The following is a 25353-nucleotide window of genomic DNA, read 5'->3' as shown; positions in this document are numbered from 1 at the left end:
CGCCGCCTGACAAGCTCATGTTTTTCCCTGCTTGTGCTTGAAAGGACAAATGCTTTGCCTCCCCGTGGGAGGAATGGGACCTAAGTTCTGCCCTCGCCTTGCGCCACCTGCTGCATAGCCGGATCCCTGGAGAGAAGATAGACGAGCAGGCCAATGGAAAGCAGCGCCGCGTAAAAGGCAAAGAGAAGGCTGTAGACCGCAACAGAATCGCCAAGACCCGCTGCGGCGGCGACAATACCGCCGGTTGCAAACTGCATCACCCCGGTTCCGCCAATGGAGAAAAAGTTGAGCAGCGTTACGCCACGTCCCGTAAGATGCGGCGGCAGGAACGTGGTTCCATGCGCTATCAGGAGGCTGAAGGTCATGCCGCAAAGACCGATGGCCACAAGCAAAAAACTGGCTGCTGCTAACCCCGCCGAGGGAGAAGCGGACAGCCAGAGAATGGCTATGAGAGTAATCCCGTTTCCGGCCACCACCAGCCATTTGAGCGTACCCAGAAACGTGCTCACAGGGCCATAGATAAAGGAGCCCACAGCCATCGCAATCGCCATGAGGAGCGTAACCTGGCCAATTAGAATCACATCCGCCCCGTAAATGTCCGCCAGGTAGGGTCCAGCCCACAAGCCGCGAATGCCCGCCGCTGCGGAATACGAAATGGCGGTGAGCGGCAGGATCGGCCAAAGATGGCGCACTTTCAGCAGTTGCAGATAGCCGCCAAGACCAGCATTGGAATCGCCTCCTCCCTCCAGCCGGTCCGGGTCGCGCGTAAAGATGACGATGGCCGCCGCGACCAGCAGCGTGAACGCGCCAAGGCCTGCCATCACCCCGCGCCACCCCCAAATTTCAGCAGCGGCGGCAAGCGGCGAGGCGCTTACGATATTGCCCAATGTACCGACGCCGACCAGCCATGAAGCCAGCATCGCAAACCGCGATGGCGCAAATGATTTGGCGAAGATGAACATGGCAGCCATCAGTACCGGCGAGCAACCGGCACCGATAAGAGCCATCGCAACGATCACCATTGCCGGCGTGGTAGCGGTTGCGAAGAGAAAGGCACCGCCCCCGCCGCCAAGTGCAAGCAGCATTGAGCTGGTGCGGCGTGGACCATGGCGGTCCAGCCAGACGCCGACGGCAAACTGCATCAGCGCGAATGAAGCGAACCAGACGCCAAACGCCGTCGACAGATCAGCCCTTGTAGCGCCGAGATCTTCCGTCAGCGTCGGGGCAAGCACCGCCAAAAAGGAACGGTAGAACTGCGATAGAACATAGCCAATTGCAAGCGCACCGATCCCGGCCATGTGCCCCCCTCACCTTTCGCGGATCTGCCTTTGCTAGCGCAGAGCCTTGCGACAGACAATCGTGCCGCGCAGAGGAAAGGGAGCGCCGGCTTGCTGCAACCATGCGAGGACGCCTGCGCCAGGCAAGCGTCCAGTTCGCATCAGGCCGCCCGTGAAGCCATACGGCCGGGACGGGAAGCTACTCCGTTGCGGCCACCGCGCTTGCGCCAACGCTGTTTGGAACTGCTCCGCTCCTTCTCGTCGCTTTTCTTCTTGCCACGGACTTCCACAGCTTGCGGACGTTCCATTGCATCATGCGCGGTACCCGGCTGAGGAGAGCGAACCGGATCCGGCTCGCCCGTCACGTCTTTCAAAATGGCAAGGCGGCAGCGGATCACCCGTTCCACCTGCCGCAGCTTGCTTCGTTCGTCCGGATCGCAAAGCGTGATCGCCTCGCCCGTAGCACCGTTGCGGCCCGTGCGGCCGATCCGGTGCACGTAGCTTTCCGCTTCGTCCGGAAGATCGTAATTCACCACATGGGTAATGCCCGGCACGTCGATCCCGCGAGCCGCGATGTCGGTCGCCACCAGCACGCGTGCTTTGCCAACGCGAAAGGCTTCAAGCGCCCTCTGACGCGCATTCTGGGACTTATTTCCATGAATGGCTGCTGCCTCAAAGCCGTCTCGTTCAAGGTCACGGGTCACCCTGTCGGCGCCATGTTTGGTACGCGCAAAAACAATGACCTGACGCATGGATTCGTCCGCCAGCATGTCCGACAGAACCTTGCGCTTCTGCCTGGTGCGAGCCATCACAACATACTGGCGAATTTCCGCAGCCGTAGTGCCTTGCGGCGCAACCTCGATGTGCAGAGGGTCCCTCAGCAGACCTGCCGCGAGCTTTTGAATCTCGGGCGGCATGGTCGCCGAAAAGAGAGCCGTCTGGCGTGCCGGATGCGTAGCCTTGGCGATGCGCCGCACATCGTTGATGAAGCCCATGTCGAGCATGCGGTCCGCCTCGTCGAGGACCAGCCATGTGGTTTCTGACAAGACCACTTCTTTCTCGCGCACAAGGTCGGTGAGTCGTCCAGGTGTGGCAATCAAGATGTCGACGCCCTGCGCCATGCGCTTCACCTGGCTATGACGGGAAACCCCTCCAAGCACCAGAGCTGTCGAAATATGCGCGCCCTTGCCAAGCTCGCGCACGACCTTCTCGATCTGCACAGCCAATTCGCGTGTCGGGACGAGCACCAATGCGCGGGCGGTTCGAGGTCGGCGCTTTGTGCCGAGGCCAATGATGCGGGACAGTATGGGGATTGTAAAAGCCGCTGTCTTTCCTGAACCGGTCTGCGCCACGCCCAGAATATCGCGCCCTGCCAGAAACGGCGGAATCGCCTGTTCCTGAATTGGCTTGGGCTGGGTCATGCCGGCGGCGGTCACCGCGTTCAAAAGGGTGCCCGCAACACCAAGGCGGGCAAAGCCCTCCGACTTTCTATCAAGTTCTTTATTCAATTCTTCTCTCATGTGCTGCCTAGGGAAGGCGCATTCAGATCGACAGGGCGCAACCTGCCTGACTATTGATTTGATGAAACGACAAGGCGGCGGGATATTCCGCACGGCTGCGCTGTCGCGCCCGAAACATTCCGCCTCGGGGCTTTTCCCGCCTGCAATCCTGAAGGATGTTAGGGAGACAGACGCAACCAGTCTCGGTGGAGAAAGCCGGACGCCCGGCCCATGCGCCTATGGGGCTCATATGGCCCATGGAAGGCGAAATAGCAAACAGATAATTGTGCGGTGCAAGATCGCGTCACCGTAGCTGCCATCTCATCTGCAGTGGGCCGGCTCTGTCCGTTCGCCCGGAAGCAGGCATTGTTCTTTGTGTTCAGATGATGAAATTCGCGATGGTTTCATTGTCAGTGATGTCCTGATAGGCCCACCCCGCCTCGTCGAAATGGCGTAAAAGCACCGCGAAGTTGCGCGGATCCCTGGTCTCAAGGCCGATCAGAACCGAACCGAAGTTGCGTGCCGACTTCTTCAGATACTCAAACCGGGTGATATCATCCTCGGGGCCGAGAAGCTCGAGGAAATCGCGCAGCGCGCCGGGGCGCTGCGGAAAACGGAAGATGAAGTACTTCTTTAGCCCCTTATACCGTAGCGACCTTTCCTTCACTTCTGGAAGCCGCTCGAAATCAAAGTTTCCGCCGGAAATGATGGCTACCACCGTGCGGCCGTGCAACTCCTTGGCTTGAAAATCCTTGAACGCATCTATGGCAAGCGCTCCTGCCGGCTCGAGCACGATACCTTCGACATTCAGCATCTCGGTTATGGTCGAGCAAAGGCGGTTTTCCGGAACCAAATAAATGCTTTCTGACGAAAATTTCCTAAGTTGCTTGAAGGGTTCGCGACCAATCTCCGCTACCGCCGCCCCATCGACGAAATTATCGACCTGCGGGAGTTTCACGCGGCGGCCGGCAGCAAGACTTTGCGCAAAGCTCGGTGCGCCGGCCGGCTCGGCGAAGGCGAACCGCGCTTCCGCCTCGATTCCCTGCAAGAAGCGAGTGACTCCTGCTGCAAGCCCCCCGCCCCCCACGGGCAGGACGACAAGCGCTCCTTCCAGGGAGTTGCCCATCTCCTCTGCAATCTCATGGGCAACTGTCGCCTGTCCCTCGATGATGTCCGGGTGGTCGAAGGGAGGCACCATCAGCGCCCCGCGCGCCGATGAATAATCGAGAGCCGCTTGATAGCATTCGTCGAAGAAATCGCCGTGAAGTTGCACCTCGATCCAGCTGCCGCCGAAATGCTTCGTTTTTTCGATCTTCTGCTGCGGCGTGGTCGTGGGCATGAAAACGGTGCCCCTGACTGAAAAATGACGGCAGGCGAAGGCCATGCCTTGCGCATGATTGCCGGCGGAGGCGCAGACGAAGCCTTCCTTTCCGGCGCCTTCCGCAATCGCCTTGCGCATGAAGTTGAAGGCTCCACGAAGCTTGTAGGAACGAACGGGCGAAAGGTCCTCGCGCTTCAAGAAGACGCGCGCACCGGTCTTGCGGGAGAGATAGTCATTTTCCTGCAATGGCGTCGCCGGGAAAAGTTCGCGCAGAGCTTCCGCAGCCTGGTCAACGCGCTGGACAAACGCGTTCATCTCATTCTCCCTAAAAAAAGATCTGTTGGCCGCGGGTCCTGACGTTGTCGCGTTTGGCGTCCGCTATTGCATACTGCCCCGGCTAAATCCACTTTGGCTTGGCTTGCCGCGAGGAAGGATGAGGACAAGGTTCCTATGCAATATGTGGCTCTTCGGGCGGCGATACACATAGCTTCCGTTTTCGCGCTTTACCTTTCGGTGGCCATGCTCATCCCGGCCTTGGTCGATCTGTATTATGGCAATGACGACTGGCGCGTCTTTGTCATCTCGGCTTTTTTCACCGGCGGCCTGGCATTGGCTGTTGCAATGGCCACCAACGGGCGCGCACCCGCCGCCTCGCCGCGCCTTGGCTTTCTCGTGGTCAACCTCCTATGGCTGACCGCCTGCCTTGTGGGTGCCGTTCCGCTCTTTGCCTCCTCGCTGGACCTAAGCCTTGCCGATACTGTCTTCGAGGCAACCTCCGCGGTCACAGCCACCGGCGCGACCGTGATACAGGGGCTTGATGGTCTGCCACCCGGACTGCTTCTATGGCGCTCGATTCTGCAATGGATCGGCGGTCTTGGTGTGATTGCGCTGGGGCTCTTCATCCTGCCTTTCCTGAGAATCGGTGGCATCTCCTATTTCAGGATCGAGTCATCGGATATAGGGGACAAGCCTTTCGATCGCTTCTCCACCTTCTCGATCGGCCTGATCAGCATCTATGCTATCCTCACGATCGCTTGCGGTATTGCCTATTCAATGGCAGGCATGCCTGGCTTTGACGCTGCAAATCATGCGCTGACGACGCTTTCCACCGCGGGTTTTTCCACTCACGACAGCTCCATGGGCTTCTACGGTGAAAACCCCGCAATCCTCTGGGTCAGTACCGTTTTTATGTTCATCGGTGCGATGCCCTTCTCGATTCTTCTCCTGTTTGTGGTGCGGGGGAGGCTCGATGCGCTTAGAGATCCACAGATCCGGCTTTTCACTGCTTATCTGGTGGCATTTGTGCTGGTCGTCACGCTCTACTTGCGAATTTCCACCGAGCGGCCCCTCCTCGACGCACTCACCCACACGGCCTTCAATTTCGTTTCTCTCATCACGACCACCGGCTTTGCGACGGAAGATTACGGCGATTGGGGGCCGTTCGCGATCGCAGCCGCCTTTTTTGCGATGTTTCTGGGCGGCTGCTCCGGTTCGACGACCGGCGGGATCAAGGCGTATCGTTTCCTGATCCTTTTTGAGCTTCTGGCCAATGGCCTCAGGCGGCTTGTCTACCCCAACATGGTACTGCCGGTGCGCTATGGCGACAGGCCGGTGGATGATGCCATGCAGCGAGCGGTGGTACTTTACATTTCCGCCTTCCTGGTAATCTGGGCGGGAATAACCCTGCTTCTGGCGGCCACCGGCCTTGATTTTGTTTCGGCGGTAACCTCGGCTCTTACAGCGCTCACCAATGTCGGCCCGGGTCTGGGCCCCGTCGTGGGGCCGGTCGGAAATTTTGCTTCGCTGGCTGACTTCGCCAAATGGGTAATGGCGCTGGCCATGCTGCTCGGCCGGCTTGAACTTCTTGCAGTTCTCGTAATTTTCACGCCCATTTTCTGGCGCAGATAGGTGGTTGATACTACAGCCGCATGGGATACGATACCGACGCCAGGCAGGGCTGTTCTGTCCGATCTATCGTTTCCATGGTCAATATTAGCGATTTCGCACACTTGCGCGTTCTTCTGCTGGTTTCTCTTGCCCTGCTTGCTGGATGCATGCATCCGCATCAGCACCGCCTTCTCGCCGAGACGATTGCCCCGGCACGCCCCGCGCAAGTTGCCGCCGTCCACCGCATCTATGTGGCGACCTCGCGCGCAAGCACCGAGGAGCCAGGCGTGGTATTCTCAGGCGAGCGGGCGCATGAACCATCCTACGCACTCGTGGACGTAAGCGTTCCCGCTATTCACGAGACCGGAAAGCTGGAACTCGCCCCTTCGCCCCAGGTCGCCGATCCGGCGCGTTATTTCGCGGCTCTTCGTGCCGGCCTTTACAAGAGCGAAACCGGCTTCCGTAACGCGCTTGCCCGCAACATTGCTGCCCATGACGGGCGGCTGCTTGTCTTCGTTCATGGCTACAACACCAGTTTCGATGCCGCCGTCTATCGCATGACGCAGATCGTGCATGATTCGGGTTATCGTGGACTGCCCCTGCTTTTCACCTGGCCTTCCGCCGGGCGGGCTATCGACTACATCTACGACAATAACAGCGCAACCGTCGCGCGCGATGCGCTGGAGCATACGTTACGCCTTGTCGCCCGCTCCGGCGCGCAACGCATCGATATTGTCGCCCATTCCATGGGAAGCTGGGTCACAATGGAGGCATTGCGCCAGCTTGCGATCACCGGAGACCGAAATCTGGGCGGCAAACTCGCGGATGTCGTCCTGGCGTCGCCCGATATCGACGTCGACGTCTTCAAGGCCCAGATGCGCCGCTACGGGGACCCCGACCGCAGCTTCTTCATTCTCAACTCCAGAGGCGACAAGGCACTGGACCTGTCCGGCTTCATCGCCGGGAACCGACCGCGCCTCGGCGGCGCCATCAATGCTGAGGAGCTCGCGGAATTCGGCGTAATCGTCATCGATGTCACGCAAGTCTCTTCACCGGACTTCCTGGGGCACACAAAGTTTGCGGAAAACCCGCTTCTGATCCGCCTGTTGGGCGAAGGCCTTGCAGAAACGGGAGCCCAGCCTTTGGCAGATCAGGCGATCACTCGCCGCCTTGCCAATCTCGCAAGAGGCATTGGCCAGACAGTAGGTTCGGCCGCCGAACTTGTGGTTACCACACCCTTTGAAGTGCTGGACATCGCCGTAGGCAATTAAGATCATTTAAGGGTTCACTGAAACTTGAAATGATCTAAACCTTTGTTTTCTGAAATCGCGCTAGCGCCTGCTGGGGTCATGACGGCAGGAACAAATCCACTTTCTTAAACGCCGTCACGTCGATGATGCCAAGGTCGGAAATCCGCAGTTCGGGTATGACCACCAGCGCAAGCAGGGAATGCTGCATGTAAGCATTGTTCAGTGTGCAGCCCATCTCCCGCATGGCAGCCGACAATGCTGCCGCCTTCTCCGCCACTACTTCGGCGCGAGCGTCAGACATAAGCCCGGCAATGGGCAGCTCGACAAGAGCAAGTTCGCGTCCACTTGATACCATCACAATGCCGCCCCCCACCACCCCCAAGCGGTTTGCGGCCTGTGCCATATCCTCCTTGTTGGTGCCCACGACGATCATATGATGCGAGTCATGCGCCACGGTAGAGGCGAGCGCGCAATCCTGCTTGTAGCCAAAGCCCGAAACGAAGCCATTGATCACGCTTCCCGTGCCCTGATGGCGCTCGATCAGGGAGATCTGGCAAATGTCGTTGTCGCGGTCCATCGCGACGATGCCGCCGTCAACGGGAAGCACGGCTGCAAGTGCGCGCGTGGGAGCCTGGTTTTCGACGACGCCGATGACACGAGCCTTTACGCTTGCTGTACCCTCCGGCGCCTGGATGTCAAAGTCGGCCGCAGTTATGCGCTTCCCCAGCCGTACTGTATTTTTGGCGCGCTCAGGATAATCATAGGCTGGAATATCGGCCTCCAGTCTGCCACCCTGCGCCAGCCGCACACCGCGAGCGTAAACCTCATCGATGGCGAGGCTCGGAAGGTCGGAAACGATGAGCAGATCGGCGAGCCGTCCGGGCGTGATGGAGCCCAGTTCCCGTTCCAGTCCGAAATGTTGGGCCGTGTTGAGAGTTGCCATCTGGATCGCCGTGATGGGATTGAGGCCCTGGGCGATTGCATGGCGGACCACCCTATTCATATGGCCTTCTTCCACGATCGTGGCGGAATGGCTGTCATCTGTGCAGAGGATGAAATTGCGCGGGTCGAGCCCGTTTTCCGTTACGGCCTTGATCTGGCTTGCAACATCGTACCATGCCGAGCCGAGCCGTAGCATCGCGCGCATACCCTGGCGCACACGGGCGATTGCATCCTCGGCCCGCGTGCCTTCGTGATCGTCTGCCGGTCCCCCCGCCACATAGCCATGGAACGGGCGGCCCAGATCCGGTGAAGCATAGTGACCGCCGACAGTCTTACCCGCTCGCATGGTGGCGGAAATCTCGCCTGCCATGGTTTCGTCGTTGAGAATGACGCCGGGGAAATTCATCACTTCGCCGAGCCCGATGATGTTTGGCCAACCCAGCGCCTCCTCCACTTCTTCAGGGCCCAGCTCCGCACCGGCATTCTCCAACCCGGGTGCCGAAGGAACGCAGGAAGGCACCTGCACGAAAACGTTGATGGGTTGGGCCATCGCCTCGTCATGCATGAGGCGAACGCCCTCCAGCCCAAGAACGTTGGCGATCTCATGGGGATCGATGAACATGGTGGTCGTCCCATGCGGAATCACTGCACGGCAGAACTCCGTCACGGTGACCATGCCGCTTTCCACATGCATGTGCCCGTCGCACAAGCCAGGCACCAGATAGCGGCCCTGCGCATCCACCAACTGCGTCTTCTCGCCGATAGCGTGGCCCGCGTCCGGACCGCAATAGGCGACCCTACCGGCCACGATGGCCACATCCGTGCCGGCGATGACCTCGCCCGAATGAACGTTGACCCAGCGCCCGTTCCGCACAACCAGATCGGCCGGCCGGCGTCCCATCGCCACGTCGACTAGCAGCGGGGCGACTGTGCTCCAAGGTTTCGGTTTTTCAAAAGATGTTGTGGTTGCATGCATGGCGTTCTCCTTGGCCGCCAGTCTGGCAAAGCTCCGGTCCGCGTGCCAGCAAAATAAACGCATCTGGACCGGCGCCAGCCGACGCCCTACCTTCACGCCATGGCGAACGGTTTTGACAAACGGCAGGACAAGGAGGGCCGGTGGGAAGTTTTCGATACCGGCACCGACCGGGTAGTTCGGCTTGACGGACTGCCTCTTTCCGGCCTGGACGAGGCGGAGGCGGACGAGGCGATCGAGCGGCTTCAGGCGCGTGAGATCACGCCGGACGACAGCCGGAGGTAGGCTGATTGGCCAAAGCGTACGGCGCGCTTTGCGACCTCAGTCGTCCCGGTAGACCCTCTCGCGCCGTTCATGGCGCTCCTGCGCCTCTATGGAAAGCGTTGCGATGGGCCTTGCGTCGAGACGCTTCAGCGAAATCGGCTCGCCGGTTTCCTCGCAGTAGCCGTATGTTCCCTCTTCGATGCGCTGGAGTGCTGCGTCAATCTTTGCGATGAGCTTGCGCTGACGGTCGCGCGCGCGAAGCTCTATGGCCCGATCCGTTTCCGACGATGCTCGGTCGGCTAGATCCGGATGATTGGCATTCTCACGCTGCAGCGCCTCCAGCGTCTCCCGCGCTTCACGCAGAATTTCATTCTTCCAGTTGATCAGCTTGCTCTTGAAATAGGCTCGCTGCCGATCATTCATGAAAGGCTCGTCTTCGGAGGGTACATATTCAGCATCAACGAGATCGGACATGGAAATACCCCACAGCTTGCCAGCGGCGCCTATATATTCGGGGAAGAAGCCCCCGACAAGCAGAAACGGCAGTCCGATAACGCATTTGTCAAAAGGTTCGAGTCAATCGAACAAATAAACGGGCGATTGCACAAACCGTCTTTCTTTCCTCTGCATGAACGCAAAGCAGCCTTTGCACCCTGCAACTACGCCCTTATGATTCATCGCGCGATGCCAATGATCCTGTCACTTGGAGGAGGCTCCTTTGCATAGGCTCTTTCTGCTGCGCCATGCCGAGGCTTTGCAGGGAAAGCCCGGCGGGAGCGACAAGGAACGTCCGCTTTCGGAACGGGGAAAAGACGACGCGATAGCTCTTGGAAGGCGGATGAACGCGCAGGCCTACCGTCCCTCAATGGTTTTTTGCTCCGATGCACGAAGAACGCGTGACACCTGGGCGGCCATATCCTCCGGGCTGCCCCCTCCTGCGCCCGAAACTATATACATACCTGAGCTTTATCGCGGCGGCACCGGCGACTACCGCATCCTTGCAGCGTCGAGCCCCGCCGAAGGGCCGCTGCTGATTATCGGGCACAATCCGATGATCTCGCAACTGGCTTTGTCACTTGTCCGCAACGGTGACGAATCCGGCCGCGCAGCATTGGCTTCGGGTTTTCCGCCGGGTGCTCTGGCGGTGCTGGAGTTCCCTCAGCCCCTCTCCCAGATTGCACCTCGTACCGCAAGCCTTGTCGCATTTCTTCGGCCAGGCTCCTGAACTCGGCCATTTCATCGTCGCCCGGGATCGCCTATATGGCGGAAGGCCGTTTGAACCGAAGGACAGCCCTTGCCATCGCTCACCACGATCGCTGACGAAGCCCTCATTGCACTCGATACAATCTCCGACAGGACCGCCCGCCTATTGTCGCCATCAATCCGGCTTGGCGTGACGGGCCTGTCGCGCGCCGGCAAAACGGTTTTCATCTCTGCCCTCGTCCACAATCTCGTGCATGGCGGGCGCCTGCCGCTGTTCGAGGCACAAGCTTCGGGTCGAATCGCAAAAGCCTATCTGGAGCATCAACCAGACGATGCGGTGCCGCGTTTCCAGTACGAAGACCATATCGCCGATCTTGTGGAGCGACGCATCTGGCCGGAATCGACGCGGGCGATATCGGAGCTGCGCCTGACCGTAGAATATGAATCAGCCTCCGCCTGGGGCAGGATGTTCTCGCGCGGCAAGCTTTCCCTCGACATCGTGGACTATCCTGGCGAATGGCTCCTCGACTTGCCACTGCTTGGCAAGGATTTTGCGACCTTCAGCCGCGAAGCGTTGGAAATGGCCCAGCTTCCGGCCCGGCAGGAAATCGCCCGCTCCTGGCTTGCACTCGCCCGCGAGATCGATCCTGACGGTGATGCCGATGAAATGCTGGCACGGCGCCTTTTCGAGACCTTCACGGCCTATCTGAAAGCCTGCAAGGAAGACGGCCGCGCTCTTTCCACATTGCCGCCGGGGCGCTTTCTCATGCCCGGCGACCTTGAAGGCTCGCCGGCGCTTACCTTCGCTCCCCTCGCGCCGAACGACGACAGGAAGGCGCGCACCGGCTCCATGCGCGCCATGATGGAGCGGCGCTACGAGGCTTACAAGACGCACGTCATCAAGCCCTTCTTCCGCGAGCACATCGCCCGGCTCGACCGCCAGATCGTGCTTATCGACGTAATGCAGGCCATCAATGCGGGCGCCGATGCCGTTGCCGATCTTGAAAACGCGCTGACCGAGATCCTCTCCTGCTTCCGCCCGGGCGGGGCCAGCCTGCTGACTGGCCTCATCTCGCGCCGCATCGACCGTATTCTGATCGCAGCCACCAAGGCGGATCAAATCCACCATGAAAGCCACGACCGGCTTCAGGCAATCGTGCGCAGGCTGGCGGAACGCGCCATCTCCCGGGCGAGTTTCTCCGGCGCGGAAGTGGATGTCGTGGCCATGGCGGCCGTGCGGGCTACCCGTGAAGGTACCGTATCGCGCGGCAGGCAGAGCCTTCCCGTCATTATCGGCACTCCGCTTGCAGGCGAGACGATTGGCGAGGATGTTTTCGATGGCGAAACGGAGACAGCCGTTTTTCCCGGCGATCTGCCGGAAAGCCCCGCCGCTCTCTTTCGTAAGGACAAGCAACCTCCCGAGATCCGCTTCGTACGCTTCAGGCCGCCCCGGCTCGAACGCACGGCCGAGGGCGTCACGCTATCACTACCCCACATACGGCTTGACCGTGCGCTGCAATTTCTCCTGGGAGACAGGCTCCAATGAGTGACCCCCGGCGCCCCGCTGCATTCCGCCTTGATCCGGCCCCAAGCGATCCCGCGAAATCGCGACGGGAAGCGGAGCCGAGAAAGCCGCAAGCCATCAGCGTGGATGACCAGGTGACAGTAACGCCGGCCGAGTTTGACGTATTCGATTCGCCCGAGCCCACTGCTGCGCCCCCACCGGCCACTGTCGGCCGGAAGCGCTCGCGGCTTGGAACGGTCTTTCTTACCGCCTTCGGGCTCGTGATCTCGCTGGCGGTGGGGCTATGGGCTGACCGGCTTGTCCGAGACCTTTTTGCCCGCGCCGACTTATTGGGTTGGTTGGCCCTTTTCCTCGTCGCTGTCGCAGCGCTCTCGCTTTTAACGATCATCGCGCGGGAGTTGTTTGCACTCACCCGGCTGGCCTCGGTTGAAAAGATCCGCGGCCGTGCAGATGACGCCTATGAGCGCGACGATGCAAGAGCGGCGCGGGCCGTTGTCGCCGACCTTGTCCGTCTCCTGTCGGATCATCCCGATACTGCAGCAGGACGCCGGACCCTGAAAGAGATCGAAGACGACATCATCGATGGCCGTGACCTTCTGCGAATCGCAGAAGTCCAGCTTCTCGCGCCGCTCGATGCAAAGGCGCAAAAATTGGTGCTCGACGCCGCAAAGCGGGTTTCGGTAGTGACGGCGGTAAGCCCTCGTGCCCTCATCGACGTCACCTATGTACTCTTCGAGGCGGCGCGGCTCCTTCGCCGTCTCTCACAGCTTTACTGTGGCCGGCCAGGCTTCCTCGGATTCGTACGCTTGTCGCGCAGCGCGCTTGCTCATCTCGCGGTGACAGGCTCCATGGCCATGGGCGATACGCTGGTGCACCAACTCGTAGGCCAGGGTCTTGCGGCACGGCTTTCGGCACGGCTCGGCGAAGGTGTCGTTAATGGCATGATGACGGCTAGAATAGGAATGGCAGCCATCTCGGTCATCCGTCCGCTTGCCTACCGCGGTGTGGAGCGGCCTGGAATGGGCCATTTTCTGAAGGCGCTTACCCAGTTCGCGGCAAAAACGGGTGAAGAAGGCCGCAAGTAGCTTCGGATCCCCATATTCCAGCGCGCGACGTTTTTGGATAAAGTCCTTTGGCGCGGTGACGAAGCCTTAACCAAACTTCTTCATCCTCTGGTAAAACGTCGCTATCAGCCTGTGCGGGTCCCATGTCTGCAGCTTCGCGTTCTCTTGCTCTTCTGTCCTTAGCCGCGCTTATGTCCGCATACCCTTGGTCCGTTGCCACCGCTTCGGAAACCGGGCGGCAATTTTTCGAGCGCGTGGCGGGAAAATGGTCCGGCTCGGGAGAGATCGTCGCGGGCAAGTACAAGGGCACGAAATTCGTGTGCAGTTTTGCGGGCTCCACTCCCGCAGGCAAGACCGGCATGACCCTCGACGGCGATTGCCGCGTCGGCGTCTTCAATCAGCAGATGTCGGCCACGGTCGAGCATGGCCATGCAGGCTTCCGCGGCACATTCCTCGACGGCGCAAAGGGCAAGGGGCTTGATGTCGTCGGGGGCGCGATTGAGAGGGAAACGGCCGTTTTTGCCATCCACCGCAACGCCCTCACCGGCGCAATGCGGGCGCAGCTTTCCGGGCAGGACAAGATGAACATCACCATCTCGGTCCATGTCGATGAAGAGCTGGTGCCGGTCATTGGCGTTGCGCTGAAGCGCGTCGATCAGGGGACCGTCAGCGCCATCGCAGATTGAGGCCTCCGTTCAGCCTCGCCACCAGTTGCCATCAGCGCTTAACCGTTCCACTCCGGAACTATCGAGAGCGGAAAGATGCGCCTCGATCGGCCGTCCTCCAAGGATCAGCCGTGGCGCAATCTCCGCAAGCGGCAGAAGCACAAAAGCCCGCGCCAACATCCGCGGATGCGGAATTTCAAGACCGCTCCCGTCAATACGCCGGTCGCCATAGGTTAGGATGTCGATATCGATGTTCCTCGGTCCCCAACGCTCCACCCGCTCCCGCTTCAGCGCTCGCTCGGTATCCAGGCACAGGGCCAGCAGTTCCTGAGGCTTAAGTCCGGTTGCGATCTCAGCCGCCGCATTCAGGAAATCCGGCTGGTCGAGCTTGCCCCAAGGAGGGGTCCGGTAGAGCGAGGAGGCTTGCACCACGCGTACGCGGTCATGGGAATCAAGCGCGCGCAATGCGGCCGCCATGGTTTTTTCCGGTTCGCCGACATTGCCGCCAAGCCCAAGAAAGGCGCGCACTTCACTGCGGCCAAGCAACCGTCACCTCCACATAATCAAGCACGCCGCGCACCGGCGCGCCGGGCTTGCGCACCGTGACGCGGGCGCATGTGATCTGCGGGAATCTCTCGCAGAGGGTCTTGGCGACCTCAAGCGCCAGCGCCTCTATCAGGAGCCTTCGTCTGCCGGTAACGATCTCCTCAATTACCAGGAAGGCTTCACCGTAGTCGACGGTTGCCGCAATGGCGTCCTGCGCCAGAGCATCCGTTACCTGAACATCGAGTTCGGCATCCAGATAAAAGCGCTGACCAAGCTTCTCCTCTTCGTCAAGCACACCATGCCGTGCGAAGAAGCTGCAATTCTTCAGCCTGATCGTGTACACCATCATCTCCCGACCCGGCGTTCCGCAGCTAGCATAGCATCGGCTATGCGCAGTGCATCCCTGTTTTCGGCGACATCGTGAACGCGGAACACCGATGCACCCTTGATACGAAGAAGTGCGCTGGACGCCGCCGTGCCCACCGCGCGCCGGCCCACGTCACGGCCGGTAAAATGGCCGATGAACCGCTTTCGCGAGGTGCCGGCTACGAGTGGAAAGCCCAGGCTGGCAAGCTCATCGAATCGCGCCATGATCTCCATGTTCTCGCCAGCGTCCTTGGCAAAGCCGAAGCCCGGATCGATGAGGATCTGTTCGTCGGCAACGCCCGCCTCCCGTGCAATTTCGAGCGAACGGCGCAGGAAGGCGAACTGGTCTGCAATCACGTCCGGCAGCTTCTGCCTCTCCCGGCCCGTATGCATCAACACGAGTCCTGCTCCAGTTTTCGCAGCAACCTCGGCAATGGCCCTTTCCTTCTGCGCACCCCAGACATCGTTGATGATGTGGGCCCCAGCATCGACCGCAAGGCTGGCGGTCTCGGCCCGGTAGGTATCGACCGACAGGATGATGGACCTTTCCTTCGCCAGCACCTCGATGACCGGAAGTATGCGCTCCTGCTCCTCTGCCGGGCTGATGGGCGCGCCGCCGGGACGAGTTGATTCGCCACCGATGTCGATAATCGCCGCACCCTCCCGGGCCATGGCCAGCGCTGCGTTCACCGCGCCTTCGACCGAGAGGTGCCTTCCGCCGTCGGAGAAGCTGTCAGGAGTCATATTGAGGACGCCCATGATCACCGCTTCCGAACCCAACTCCAGCGTCCGGCCCTGAGCCAGTCTCCAGCGCCACCTCTGCATCGTCATCCGTGTCATCCTTGTAGCCTTCGGCGGCGCTTGTTCATGTGACCGCAGCCGGTCAAAATCAACCGGTTTCGTTAAGGCCTGTTCGTTACTGCTGGAAATGGCCTGCTGTTTTTTTCCGGCCGCCCGCTTTTTCATTGCCTGGCATCGACGGCTGTCGCAATCTCGCAGCACTGGAGTATTTGATGAGACACGCTTTCCTTTCCATCCTTGCTCTTGCTTTTGGGGCTGTTTCCGCCCACGGAGCCACGCTTTCAAAAACCTACACCTATTTTCCCATCCGCGGTCTCACCCTGGCGGAATTGGAAAGGCAGTTGGAAAGGAACGGACCGCGCCTTGACAGTACGGGCCAGCGGCACCCAGGCGCGACCAATATGGAGATCACCACCCATGTGGATTATGCCGAGGCTCGCGGACGCTGCCGGGTGGCTGACGCACGGGTGACCGTGAAGGCGAAAGTGACGTTGCCCAAATGGCGGGACCGGCACCGGGCGGACGAGGAGGTACGTCTCATATGGGATACGCTTGCGCGTGACATCCGGCGCCATGAGGAAAGCCACATGAGTATCGCCAAGTCCCACGCCCATCAGCTTGAGGATGCGCTCAGGAAGCTGCCGTGGCGGCGGAATTGTCAGGCACTGGTCAAGGATGTGGAACAGACGACCCAGCGCGTTCTGGCCAAGCACGACGCCGCTCAGTACCGCTTCGACCGGGTCGAGAACATCAATTTCGAAAAGCGCATCATGCGCCTTCTGCAATATCGGCTGGAACAGATCGAGACCGGGCGCATAAACAGGTAGTCGCTAACGTCGCGGCCAGTCAGCCGCCTTTCGCTCACCCCTGCCTTTCCGGCACCCGTACAACCAGACCGTCAAGTTCGTCCGTCACCTGAATCTGGCATGACAGGCGTGAATTCGGCCTCGGATCATAGGCGAAATCGAGCATGTCCTCCTCCATCGCTCCGGGCGGCCCAACGATATCGGCCCATTCTTCTTCCACATAGACGTGGCAGGTTGCACAGGCGCAGGCGCCGCCACATTCCGCCTCTATACCCGGCACGCCGTTGCGAATGGCGTTCTCCATCACGGTCGAGCCATTTTCGGCCTCCACATCGAAGGTCGCGCCGTCGAAAGCGATGAACGTCAGCTTGGTCATTACGGATCCTGCGGGAAAGCAGCGCGGGGGCTGCGGATGGGTGTCGCAGCGGAGATAATCACTGCAGGCGGCGTGTCAACCGCGCGTCTCTGGTGCCGGCTGTGCAAGAAGCTCAGCAACGGCTTCCACCAGGCGGCAAAGCTCGGAAACGACCGAGGCGGACGCAACCGGCGAATCGGGCGAAGCCTCCAGTTCAGCCGCTGTAGCGGCCAGGGAGAAGGCGCCCACTGCGCTTGCCGAACCCACCAGCCTGTGGGCGAGATCGCGCTTCTCCCTCACATCCGTATTTTTATTAGCAAGGGCGGCGCGTGCCTCAGTCATCTCCTTAGTGAAAAGCGTGAGGACGTCCCGTTCGAGCCTGGGATCCCCGGATGTCTGGCTGGCCAGATGCGCCAGATCGATCACCGGCGCACCCTTCGCCTCACGCCGCCTTTTCCAATGCTCGGTCATTTGCCCTGTCCCGCAATGGCACTACCCCAAGAAGCTGTGGGATACGCGTTAAAATCCGATTTACCCGTATGCACAAGGCGTTAATACGCGCTATTCAATGTGCGCGGAAAGCCCAGCCTTGCATTAACCTTATGTTTAAACTTCTGGGCATTGGCATTAAAACGTATTTTATTAGTGTTGTTGTCCCACTACGATACGACCTAGAGCATGGGCATAATTGGGCCAACATGGACCCGTTTTTTTGATAGCCCCAACAACAGGTGGCGGCGGAATGGCGCGCGGAACAACAAAGACGGCTGCAAAGGCCAAAACGGCTACGGACGATTTCGCGAAGGAGCTGGAAGAGGCATTGAGGCTTGAAGCCGCCTCCTTCTCCATCGACGACGACGATCTGGAAATCTCCGCCTCCATGGAAGATCTCGAGGCGCAGATAACAAAGGCGGCTGAGGAACTCGCCCGCGAGGAGAAAGAGCGGCCGGCAATTGCCTCGCTGACGCCAGCGGGCAAGGAGCCCCTGGAAGCCAGAAAAGGCCCGGAAGGCAAAAAAGGTCCGGATGGCGAAAAGCCGCTCAAATTCGAGCCGCTGCCGGACGAGCCTGCGAAGCCGAAAGAGAAGCTGCGCCCTGCCGAGACTGTTCCTTCCAGCACCTCCGCCGTGCCACTTCCGGCTAATGACGACAAGCAGAGCGAATATCACCAGTTCGCCCGCAAGCTGTCGCAGAAGCCTCCGCACACCATCTACTGGGTAACCGGGGCTCTTTCTGCTGCCTGGATTCTGGCAGGGCTGGCCGTTTCCTATCTGCTATACGGCCCGGCATTATGGCAGGTCGGCACGGTGGATGGGCTGCTTACCGCGCCCTTCGCCGCCAGCATCGTTGCCGCGGTCTTCCTGCCGGTGGTGCTGTTCTGGGGCTTTGCGGTGATGATCCGCCGCGCCCAAGAAATGCGCATTGCCGCGCAGCAGATGGCCGAAATGGCCTTCCGCCTCTCCGAGCCGGAAAACTTCGCCCAGGAACGGGTGATGATGGTCGGGCAAGCCATCCGCCGCGAGGTCCAGGCCATGGGAGACGGCATTGAGCGCACGCTTGCGCGCGCCGTCGAGCTTGAGACTCTCGTCCACACGGAAGTCAACGAGCTTGAGCGCGCCTACTCTGAGAACGAGGCCCGGATACGCCTCCTCGTTGACAGTCTTGGTTCCGAGCGCGAGGGAATTGTCGGCCATGCCGAGCGCGTGAGGGCCTCCATTACCGGCGCGCACGAGATCATCAAGGAAGAGCTGGAGGCGGCCGGCGAACAGATCCGCCTCAACGTCGACAGCGCTTCCGAACACCTCATAGCGAAGCTCAACCAGGCGGGTGAAGCGCTGACAGAGCGCATCAGCAAGGTTGGCGAAACGGCCAGCGAAGCCGTTGGTGAGCGCGCAGATACGCTTTCCCGGCAACTGGCCACGTCGGGTGAAACCGTAGCCCAGCTTCTAGACGAACGCATTGCCGCACTTGGTACCTCGGGCGACACCTTCATCGAACGCATCGGCGACACCACAAACATCCTTACTTCGACGCTCGACGAGCGTGCCGAAACGCTGCAGCAACATCTTGCAACCTCCGGCGAGAACTTCACGCAGCTCATGGATGAGCGCATTGCCGCGCTCAGCACTTCCAGCGATACCTTTATCGAGCGCGTAAGCAGCACGACAAGCGCACTCACCTCCTCGCTGGACGAGCGTTCTGAACTGCTGGGCCAGCGCCTCGCCTCTTCCGGCGAGAACTTCACGCAGCTCATGGATGAGCGCATTGCAGCACTCAGCGCTTCAAGCGATGCCTTCATCGAGCGCGTGGGGGCTACCAGCGGAGCACTCACTCAGACGCTGGATGAGCGCTCCGAGACGCTTGCGCAACGCATCACCAGCACCACCGAAGGCATTGCGGGCATACTGGACCAGCGGATCTCCGCGTTTGGTTCTTCGGGTGATATTCTCCTTGAAAAAGTCGACCAGAAGACCCATGCGCTTACAAGCGCACTGGAGGAGCGTACCACGACGCTTGCCGAACGCATCAGCACCTCGGGTGCTGGAATTGCCGACCTGCTCGATACGCGAATTGCATCGCTGGACGCACATACGGCCAGTGCTGCCCAGTCGCTCGGCCAGATGTTCGATGAGCGGGTTGCTCACTTCCTAAGTTCGGCCGGCAATGCCTCCGATCAGCTCGACGAACTCTTCACCAGCCGTCTGGGTGAGCTTGAGCGGACGCTTTCCGAACGCGGCCAGGTACTCATTTCGGAATTCTCCACACGGGCGCAGGCGCTCGATGCCGGAATCGAGAAGCTGGAGGCGGCGCTCGAGGCGCGCGCGCGCAACATTAACGAGTCGCTTGTGGAGCGCACGCGCGAGATTGCTGAAACCTTCATGCGCGGAAAGCAGGAGGTCTCGTCTAGCATCGACGCCGGCAAGGCCGCCATCGACAGCGAGCTTTCCGAGCTCGTGGCCTCCACGACCATCATGCTGGAAAGCCGCGCGGAGGATTTCGCCGGGCGGCTGCGTGAGGGGCATGCTGAGATCAATGCTGAGCTCGACCGCAGCCTCGGCAAACTGGAAACGGTGCAGGCTCGCATCGAGTCGGCGATCGAAGGGCAGATTGGCGCAGTCGAGCAGAACCACGAACGAATCGCCGCCACCATCGAAAGCGGCCTGCGTAGCCTGGACGAGAACCAGAGCCGCTTCGAGGAGCGCGTTCAGGGTCAGATTGAGCATCTCGTTGAGACACGCAAGGGCTTCTCGGCAACGCTGGAGGAAGATATCGCCAAGATTACCGAGCGGCGCGATGATCTGACTGCAGCCATTCGCGCTGACATCGACAAGGTGACCGAGTCGTTCACCGCCCACACGGGCGTAATTGAGGAACGTACCCGCACCATGGAACATGCGCTGTCACTCGGCGTCGACAATGTGCGCAAGACGCTGGAGAACAGCGCGGCAGTCGTTGCCGGCGCCCTGCGTGACAAGGTGGTGGAGGCCACTAACGTCCTCGGCAGCGAAACGGCGAAGGTGCTCGAAAGCGTCGAGGAACGCATCGCCGGCCGGGCGCAGGATGTATCGAAACTGATCAACGAGCAGGTCGACGGCATCGACCGTACGCTCGACGGTGTCGAGGAACGCATTGCCGTTCGCGCGCGCGACCTTTCGCAGGCGCTTGGCGAGCAGGTTGACAATCTCGGCCACGCCCTCGAAGGAGTCGAGGACCGCATGGCCGGCCGTGCGCAAGCGGTCTCCGAAGCGATCGCCCAGCAGGTCGACAGCCTCGGCAACACGATGGGCGGTGTCGAGGAGCGCATCGTGCTCAGGACGCAGGATGTGTCGAGGATGATCGGCGAGCAGGTCGAAGGAATCGACCAGGCGCTCGAAGGCGCTGCTGAGCGGGTCGTGCAGCGTGCCCAAAATGTGCGTCAGGAATTTGGCGAGATGGACGAGCGTGTCGCACAGCGTCTGGCGGAAGCTTCCGGCATCCTGTCCGACCGCGTCGAGGATTTCGCGCGTGCCTTCGACGACATGGACAAGCGTCTCATCTCACGCACGCAGCAGACAGCAGTCGAGCTCGATGCGCATGCTACGGCCATGACCGATCAGGTCGCTGAGATCGAGAACCGCCTCAAGGCCGCCGCAGGATCTTCCGCATCCGCCATCATGAGCCAGATGCTGGAGGTCGAACGACGCCTCGGCAGCAGCGTTGAGCAAACACGGAGCACCCTGCAGGAAGGCATAGGCGATGCCGAGGAGCGCATGCGGCAGGGCGCTGAGCAGGCAGCGCTGCATGTCAGCCAGCAGCTTTCTCGCACTCAGGCGGATCTCGTCTCGACCGCCGACACGATCGGGCAAACATTCGCCGCCATCAACGAGCATATCAGGAAGCGTACTGCCGAGACCGTGAGCACTCTGGACGAGCGCACCCGCGCCTTCAATGCAATGCTGGCCGGGCGCTCGACCGAGATTGCGCGCATTCTCGACGAAACGGCGCGACCGTTGGTCGAACGTTTCGAAGCCAGCGGCGGCGAGCTGCAGAAGAATATCGAGACCCTTACGCAGCAGACGACGGAGCGTCTGCGGCAGGAGAACGCCGCCCTCGTCAATGCGCTCGCCAGCCGGACGGCTGACACGCTCAACGCCATGGAGCGTGCCCGCACCGGTCTTCTTGGGGATGTCAAGCAGCTTCTCGGTCAACTCGATTCCTCGGGCGACAGACTTTCCCATTTGGTTGAGTCGGCTGCTCTAAACCTGTCGCAGGTGGACGAGAAGCTGTCCGTTACTGCCCAGGAGTTTACCCAGAGCACGGAGCGGGCGGCGGAGAATCTCGCCAATTCCGCCAGCCTCATCAACGCCAATTCGGGCAGGCTTGCAGATTTCTCAGAGCGTACGCTCACCGAGATATCTTCCATCGCCAGCCGCTTCGAGGACCATAGCCGGCTGCTCGAAAGCGCATCCCAATTGCTTGAGCGCGCACAGTCGGGCCTCACAAGTACTTTGGAAAGCAGGCAGAAGGCGCTCAACGAGCTCGCCGACGGTCTTGTCGCAAAGTCGGAGCAAATGGGCCGCGCGATGCAGTCCTTCGAGCAGCTCCTCCAAGAGGCCCTGGAGACGGCAGAGGGTCGCACCCGTCAATCTATCGAATCGATCCGCAGCGCCATCGGTCAGGTGGTAGATGCCGCCACATCGCGCTTCGCTGGTGCGACCGACGATCTGCGACGCAGTGCAGAGGAAATCCGCAGCGAACTCGAAGAGACCCGTGCCGACATGAAACGTGGCATCGTAGAGTTGCCTGAGGAGGCAAGGCAATCGACCAATGCCATGCGTCGAGCCATCACTGAGCAGATCAATGCGCTGAAGGAGCTATCGGAAATCGTGGCCAAGTCCGGCCGGCTGCACGATGTCGGCATCAGCCAGCGCAGCCCGGAATATGCTGGCGCGTCCCTCCAGGCAACCGCTCCGCAGCCAGCCGCCGTGACGATGCCTTCTCTGCCGCAGAATGCGGACAGGCCGCGTTCCGACGCCCCGGCCTCTCCCATGCGCCCGGCCCGAAACGAGATGCCGCAGCCTGCGCCTTCCCGGCCCGGCGGGCTTGCCCATAGCGAGGAACGCCATCAGCAGCCAGGCAATGGCGGCTGGATACGCGATCTTCTGCGTAGCGCCTCGCAACGTGAAGAGCAGGAGGCTAAGCAGAACGCTCCGCAGAGCGAAGAAAGGTCCTCCCTGAATGTGGTGGACTCGCTTAATACACTGTCCGTCGATATTGCCCGTGCCATCGATCACGATGCATCGATGGAGCTGTGGGAGCGCTATCGCAAGGGTGAGCGGAACATCTTCACACGCAGGCTCTATACCCTCAAGGGACAGCAGATCTTTGACGAGATTCAGCGCAAATACGGCGCCGATCCCGAGTTCCGCAGTGCTGTCGATCAATACTGCCGTGATTTCGAGCGCCTACTTGGCAATGTCTCGCGCTCTGATCGGGACAATGTGATGACCCAGACATATCTGGCCTCGGATACAGGTAAGGTCTACACCATGCTGGCCCATGCCAGCGGACGGCTGCGATAGCCTTCGTGTGAACATACCATTGACCAAAACCCGGCCTTCCAGCCGGGTTTTTTCTTGTGCGTAGCTTCTGGGAAAGGCGCTTTGCTTGCATTGCCCATCCGCCGCACATTCTCATGTGGAAGTTTCAGAAACCTATGCAGTCTGGCCGCGACAGTTAAGTCCATTCGTCATCAAGGCTTGTGAGAATTGTCCGTAGGGCGTCGAACGCCGAGAATGCAGTGTTCCTCCAGCGCGACTGTCTCGCGATCATGCACATTACCTTCCTTCTAGAGCATCTTTGATGAACGCAGGTCGGGGTTTGGGATTCGCGCGGGGGCGGCGCCTGATTCACTACTGTTGGTGTTTTTGCCAGAAGGTGGTGATGACGAGGAGCTTGAGTGCCGACCTTCGGGGGCGCGTAATTGCGGCTATTGAAGAGGGCGTTCGACATGGGAGCCGGCACGGCGCTTTCGCTGCATCGGGATCTCTATTGCCGGAATGTGGTATCGCCGCTATCGCGAGACCGGCGATACGGAGGTACGCAAGCAGGGCCAGCCGTCGCATTCGAAGCTCGACGCGCATGAGGCCTTCATGCGTCGGGATGGATCGCGGAGCGCAAGGACATCACGCTAAACGAAATGGTGCAGCGCCTTGAGGCGAAGTGTTCAATGCGCGCAGCCGGAGCGCCTTAAGGGATTGGCTGTGCGGTTGCGGCTGGACTTATAAAACGTCCGCCCACGCACTGGAAAGGAGCATCCCCACATCCATGACTACAACTGATCTACAGCGGCGTCCGAAATTCGGAACTGCACGGATCGTACGCCGTTCCAGTGGTTGGCGGCAAGCTGCCCCGCAACATGTATAGTGCCCCCGCGGCGGTCAAGAAGAAACTTTCCCAGATCCGTTTCCGCCGCACGAAAAGCTATCGCCTGCAGCCTCGCGCCTGAATGGGCACGCAGATCCACGCGCACATGGCCATTGCCGACAACGCGTGCATCCGCCAGACGGTGGCGGGGCAATGCAAGAACCGGAGCCGGGTGGCCGGCCCCATAGGGCCCTGCGGCTTCAAGCGTTTGCAGAAGGTCGAGCGTGGCACCCTCGGCCGAAAGGGCCGCGTCGATCCTCAAGCATTCCGCCTCACGCAAGGCGGCAACCGCCAGGCGCGCCCTTTCCTCGAAGAATGCGCGCAAATCGCCAAGCCTTCTGCGCTCAAGCGTAATGCCAGCAGCCATGGCATGGCCGCCACCCTTGAGAATCAGCCCTTCAGACACCGCTTCCCGTACAAGGCGACCAAGATCGAAACCGGGAATGGAACGGCCCGAGCCGGTACCCTTGCCGTTAGGATCGAAGGCAATGGCGAAGGCGGGACGACGGGCATAATCTTTCAGTCGCGAGGCAAGCAGCCCGACAATCCCTGGATGCCATTCTTCACTCGCGGTCACCAGGATCGCGGGCCCCTCTCCGCTCGAAAGCTCCGCGTCCGCTTCTGCGCGCGCTTCGGCAAGCATCGCTGCCTCCATCGCCTGACGCTCCTGGTTGAGCCGATCAAGCGTTGCCGCAATCGTTTCCGCTTCGCCCGGGTCCAGCGTGGCCAACAGATTGCTGCCAAGCGCAGCGTCTCCAATCCGCCCGCCCGCATTGATGCGAGGGCCGAGAAGAAAGCCCAAATGATAGGAATTAAGAGGTTCGCCAATACGCGACACTCGCGTAAGCGCGGAAATGCCCGGGGTTTTCATCTGGCGCGCTGCAAGAAGGCCCTTGGCAATAAAGGCCCGGTTGACGCCGATGAGCGGAACGACGTCGCAGACTGTCGCAAGCGCCACCAGATCAAGCATGGACAGAAGGTCGGGCGCCGGGATGGAGGGCAGCCTGCTTCGCAGGATGCGGCTGGTCTGTACCAGCGCCAGGAATACAACGCCTGCCGCGCATAGATGCCCCTGCCCCGAAAGGTCGTCCTCGCGATTGGGATTGACCACGGCCAGCGCGTCCGGCAGTTCGCCCCCTACTTGGTGATGGTCGAGCACCACCACGTCGGCCCCGGCTTCCCTTGCAGCAGCGATCGCAGGTCCGCTATTGGTGCCGCAATCCACGGTGACGATAAGCTGTGCACCGCGCCGCACAAGTTCACGCATGGCTTCGGGATTGGGTCCATAACCTTCGAAGATCCGGTCCGGAATGTAGATTTCCACGGGCACCCCGTAATGCCCCAGGAAGCGCTTTAGAAGTGCGGAGGAGACGGCACCATCCACATCATAGTCGCCGAAGATCGCCACGCGGTGCTTCGTCAATATGGCGTCGGCGATTCGCCCGGCCGCTTTCTCCATATCCGTCAAGGTGGTGGGATCGGGCAGCAGGTCGCGGATGGTAGGGACGAGAAAGCGCGCCGCCTCTTCGTGTGCAATCCCCCGCCCGGCAAGTACGCGAGCGACAATTTCCGGGACACCATGGCTCTGGGCAATCCCCAGCGCCATATTCTCGCCGCGCGCGTCAAGCCGGTGCTCCCACGCCACACCGCGAGCCGACTTCCGGACGTTCAGGAAATATCGTCTTCCGCCGTTCACATTATCCA

General features: G+C 60.6%; 20 protein-coding genes. 9 read left to right on the top strand and 11 right to left on the bottom strand.

From position 1 onward, the window contains the following. Positions 1-80: 80 nt before the first annotated feature. The 3 genes from HUS57_RS03730 to ilvA all read right to left on the bottom strand — a co-directional run bounded on the left by HUS57_RS03730 (position 81) and on the right by ilvA (position 4412). On the bottom strand, positions 81-1298 hold the full coding sequence (locus tag HUS57_RS03730; protein ID WP_173931575.1) for an MFS transporter: 1218 nt from the start codon (positions 1296-1298) through the stop codon (positions 81-83). 140 nt (positions 1299-1438) lie between these two features. Next, on the bottom strand, positions 1439-2797 hold the full coding sequence (locus HUS57_RS03725; RefSeq protein WP_246727726.1) for a DEAD/DEAH box helicase: 1359 nt from the start codon (positions 2795-2797) through the stop codon (positions 1439-1441). Between the two features lie 358 nt (positions 2798-3155). Beyond that, positions 3156-4412 carry a threonine ammonia-lyase IlvA gene (gene ilvA, locus HUS57_RS03720; RefSeq protein WP_173931574.1) on the bottom strand — a complete coding sequence of 419 codons (1257 nt, stop codon included), beginning with the start codon at positions 4410-4412 and terminating at the stop codon, positions 3156-3158. 135 nt (positions 4413-4547) lie between these two features. On the opposite strand from ilvA, the gene HUS57_RS03715 reads away from it, so the two are divergent. Both HUS57_RS03715 and HUS57_RS03710 read left to right on the top strand, forming a co-directional pair. After that, on the top strand, positions 4548-6005 hold the full coding sequence (locus HUS57_RS03715; protein WP_173931573.1) for a TrkH family potassium uptake protein: 1458 nt from the start codon (positions 4548-4550) through the stop codon (positions 6003-6005). Positions 6006-6025: 20 nt separating this feature from the next. Beyond that, positions 6026-7255, top strand: a complete 1230-nt coding sequence (locus HUS57_RS03710; protein ID WP_348640554.1) for an alpha/beta hydrolase — start codon at positions 6026-6028, stop codon at positions 7253-7255. Between the two features lie 76 nt (positions 7256-7331). Here the strand turns inward: HUS57_RS03710 and ade are convergent, their stop codons facing one another. Then, positions 7332-9152: an adenine deaminase gene (gene ade / locus HUS57_RS03705; RefSeq protein ID WP_246727725.1), complete on the bottom strand. Its 1821-nt coding sequence runs from the start codon at positions 9150-9152 to the stop codon at positions 7332-7334. A 99-nt stretch (positions 9153-9251) separates the two neighbouring features. Here ade and HUS57_RS03700 point away from each other — a divergent pair, with 99 nt between their 5' ends. Next, positions 9252-9434, top strand: a complete 183-nt coding sequence (locus tag HUS57_RS03700) for a hypothetical protein (RefSeq protein ID WP_173931571.1) — start codon at positions 9252-9254, stop codon at positions 9432-9434. Positions 9435-9470: 36 nt separating this feature from the next. On the opposite strand, the gene dksA is transcribed toward HUS57_RS03700, so the two are convergent. Then, positions 9471-9887 carry an RNA polymerase-binding protein DksA gene (gene dksA / locus HUS57_RS03695; protein ID WP_173931570.1) on the bottom strand — a complete coding sequence of 139 codons (417 nt, stop codon included), beginning with the start codon at positions 9885-9887 and terminating at the stop codon, positions 9471-9473. Between the two features lie 244 nt (positions 9888-10131). On the opposite strand from dksA, the gene HUS57_RS03690 reads away from it, so the two are divergent. The 4 genes from HUS57_RS03690 to HUS57_RS03675 all read left to right on the top strand — a co-directional run bounded on the left by HUS57_RS03690 (position 10132) and on the right by HUS57_RS03675 (position 13891). Continuing rightward, positions 10132-10638 (top strand): histidine phosphatase family protein, encoded by a 507-nt coding sequence (locus HUS57_RS03690; protein ID WP_173931569.1) that lies wholly within the window; start codon positions 10132-10134, stop codon positions 10636-10638. 69 nt (positions 10639-10707) lie between these two features. Next, entirely contained in the window at positions 10708-12162 is a 1455-nt protein-coding gene (locus HUS57_RS03685; RefSeq protein ID WP_173931568.1) for a YcjX family protein, read from the top strand. Then, positions 12159-13226 (top strand): TIGR01620 family protein, encoded by a 1068-nt coding sequence (locus HUS57_RS03680; RefSeq protein WP_173931567.1) that lies wholly within the window; start codon positions 12159-12161, stop codon positions 13224-13226. The genes HUS57_RS03685 and HUS57_RS03680 overlap by 4 nt, the downstream gene beginning before the upstream one ends. Positions 13227-13396: 170 nt before the next feature. Further along, on the top strand, positions 13397-13891 hold the full coding sequence (locus HUS57_RS03675) for a hypothetical protein (protein ID WP_173931566.1): 495 nt from the start codon (positions 13397-13399) through the stop codon (positions 13889-13891). Positions 13892-13900: 9 nt separating this feature from the next. On the opposite strand, the gene folK is transcribed toward HUS57_RS03675, so the two are convergent. The 3 genes from folK to folP are packed head-to-tail and all read right to left on the bottom strand — an operon-like array spanning position 13901 to position 15607. Further along, positions 13901-14416, bottom strand: coding sequence for a 2-amino-4-hydroxy-6-hydroxymethyldihydropteridine diphosphokinase (folK, locus tag HUS57_RS03670; protein WP_281409278.1), 516 nt, complete (start codon positions 14414-14416; stop codon positions 13901-13903). Further along, entirely contained in the window at positions 14400-14759 is a 360-nt protein-coding gene (folB, locus tag HUS57_RS03665) for a dihydroneopterin aldolase (RefSeq protein WP_173932258.1), read from the bottom strand. The genes folK and folB overlap by 17 nt, the downstream gene beginning before the upstream one ends. A 2-nt stretch (positions 14760-14761) precedes the next feature. Continuing rightward, entirely contained in the window at positions 14762-15607 is an 846-nt protein-coding gene (folP, locus tag HUS57_RS03660; RefSeq protein ID WP_173932257.1) for a dihydropteroate synthase, read from the bottom strand. Positions 15608-15795: 188 nt separating this feature from the next. Between folP and HUS57_RS03655 the strand changes: the two genes are divergently transcribed. Continuing rightward, positions 15796-16410, top strand: coding sequence for a DUF922 domain-containing protein (locus HUS57_RS03655; protein WP_173931565.1), 615 nt, complete (start codon positions 15796-15798; stop codon positions 16408-16410). Positions 16411-16444: 34 nt separating this feature from the next. Here HUS57_RS03655 and HUS57_RS03650 read toward each other — a convergent pair whose 3' ends face one another. Continuing rightward, a complete protein-coding gene (locus HUS57_RS03650) occupies positions 16445-16765 on the bottom strand; it encodes a 2Fe-2S iron-sulfur cluster-binding protein (RefSeq protein ID WP_173931564.1) in 321 nt (106 codons plus the stop codon). A 75-nt stretch (positions 16766-16840) separates the two neighbouring features. After that, on the bottom strand, positions 16841-17215 hold the full coding sequence (locus tag HUS57_RS03645; RefSeq protein WP_173931563.1) for an Hpt domain-containing protein: 375 nt from the start codon (positions 17213-17215) through the stop codon (positions 16841-16843). A 271-nt stretch (positions 17216-17486) separates the two neighbouring features. Here HUS57_RS03645 and HUS57_RS03640 point away from each other — a divergent pair, with 271 nt between their 5' ends. Further along, on the top strand, positions 17487-22805 hold the full coding sequence (locus tag HUS57_RS03640) for a hypothetical protein (protein WP_173931562.1): 5319 nt from the start codon (positions 17487-17489) through the stop codon (positions 22803-22805). Between the two features lie 749 nt (positions 22806-23554). Here the strand turns inward: HUS57_RS03640 and recJ are convergent. After that, positions 23555-25345 carry a single-stranded-DNA-specific exonuclease RecJ gene (gene recJ / locus HUS57_RS03635; protein ID WP_173931561.1) on the bottom strand — a complete coding sequence of 597 codons (1791 nt, stop codon included), beginning with the start codon at positions 25343-25345 and terminating at the stop codon, positions 23555-23557. Between the last annotated feature and the right edge of the window lie 8 nt (positions 25346-25353).

This window comes from Chelativorans sp. Marseille-P2723 (assembly GCF_902809845.1).
Lineage (GTDB): Bacteria > Pseudomonadota > Alphaproteobacteria > Rhizobiales > Rhizobiaceae > Chelativorans.
This window is presented reverse-complemented; position numbering and strand designations above follow the sequence as displayed.

What these genes read in the sequence shown, in the direction of transcription:
- HUS57_RS03730 (WP_173931575.1), bottom strand. Translation starts at nt 1,298, where the DNA reads ATGGCCGGGATCGGTGCGCTTGCAATTGGCTATGTTCTATCGCAGTTC.
- HUS57_RS03725 (WP_246727726.1), bottom strand. Translation starts at nt 2,797, where the DNA reads ATGAGAGAAGAATTGAATAAAGAACTTGATAGAAAGTCGGAGGGCTTT.
- ilvA (WP_173931574.1), bottom strand. Translation starts at nt 4,412, where the DNA reads ATGAACGCGTTTGTCCAGCGCGTTGACCAGGCTGCGGAAGCTCTGCGC.
- HUS57_RS03715 (WP_173931573.1), top strand. Translation starts at nt 4,548, where the DNA reads ATGCAATATGTGGCTCTTCGGGCGGCGATACACATAGCTTCCGTTTTC.
- HUS57_RS03710 (WP_348640554.1), top strand. Translation starts at nt 6,026, where the DNA reads ATGGGATACGATACCGACGCCAGGCAGGGCTGTTCTGTCCGATCTATC.
- ade (WP_246727725.1), bottom strand. Translation starts at nt 9,152, where the DNA reads ATGCATGCAACCACAACATCTTTTGAAAAACCGAAACCTTGGAGCACA.
- HUS57_RS03700 (WP_173931571.1), top strand. Translation starts at nt 9,252, where the DNA reads ATGGCGAACGGTTTTGACAAACGGCAGGACAAGGAGGGCCGGTGGGAA.
- dksA (WP_173931570.1), bottom strand. Translation starts at nt 9,887, where the DNA reads ATGTCCGATCTCGTTGATGCTGAATATGTACCCTCCGAAGACGAGCCT.
- HUS57_RS03680 (WP_173931567.1), top strand. Translation starts at nt 12,159, where the DNA reads ATGAGTGACCCCCGGCGCCCCGCTGCATTCCGCCTTGATCCGGCCCCA.
- HUS57_RS03675 (WP_173931566.1), top strand. Translation starts at nt 13,397, where the DNA reads ATGTCCGCATACCCTTGGTCCGTTGCCACCGCTTCGGAAACCGGGCGG.
- folP (WP_173932257.1), bottom strand. Translation starts at nt 15,607, where the DNA reads ATGCAGAGGTGGCGCTGGAGACTGGCTCAGGGCCGGACGCTGGAGTTG.
- HUS57_RS03655 (WP_173931565.1), top strand. Translation starts at nt 15,796, where the DNA reads ATGAGACACGCTTTCCTTTCCATCCTTGCTCTTGCTTTTGGGGCTGTT.
- HUS57_RS03650 (WP_173931564.1), bottom strand. Translation starts at nt 16,765, where the DNA reads ATGACCAAGCTGACGTTCATCGCTTTCGACGGCGCGACCTTCGATGTG.
- HUS57_RS03645 (WP_173931563.1), bottom strand. Translation starts at nt 17,215, where the DNA reads ATGACCGAGCATTGGAAAAGGCGGCGTGAGGCGAAGGGTGCGCCGGTG.
- HUS57_RS03640 (WP_173931562.1), top strand. Translation starts at nt 17,487, where the DNA reads ATGGCGCGCGGAACAACAAAGACGGCTGCAAAGGCCAAAACGGCTACG.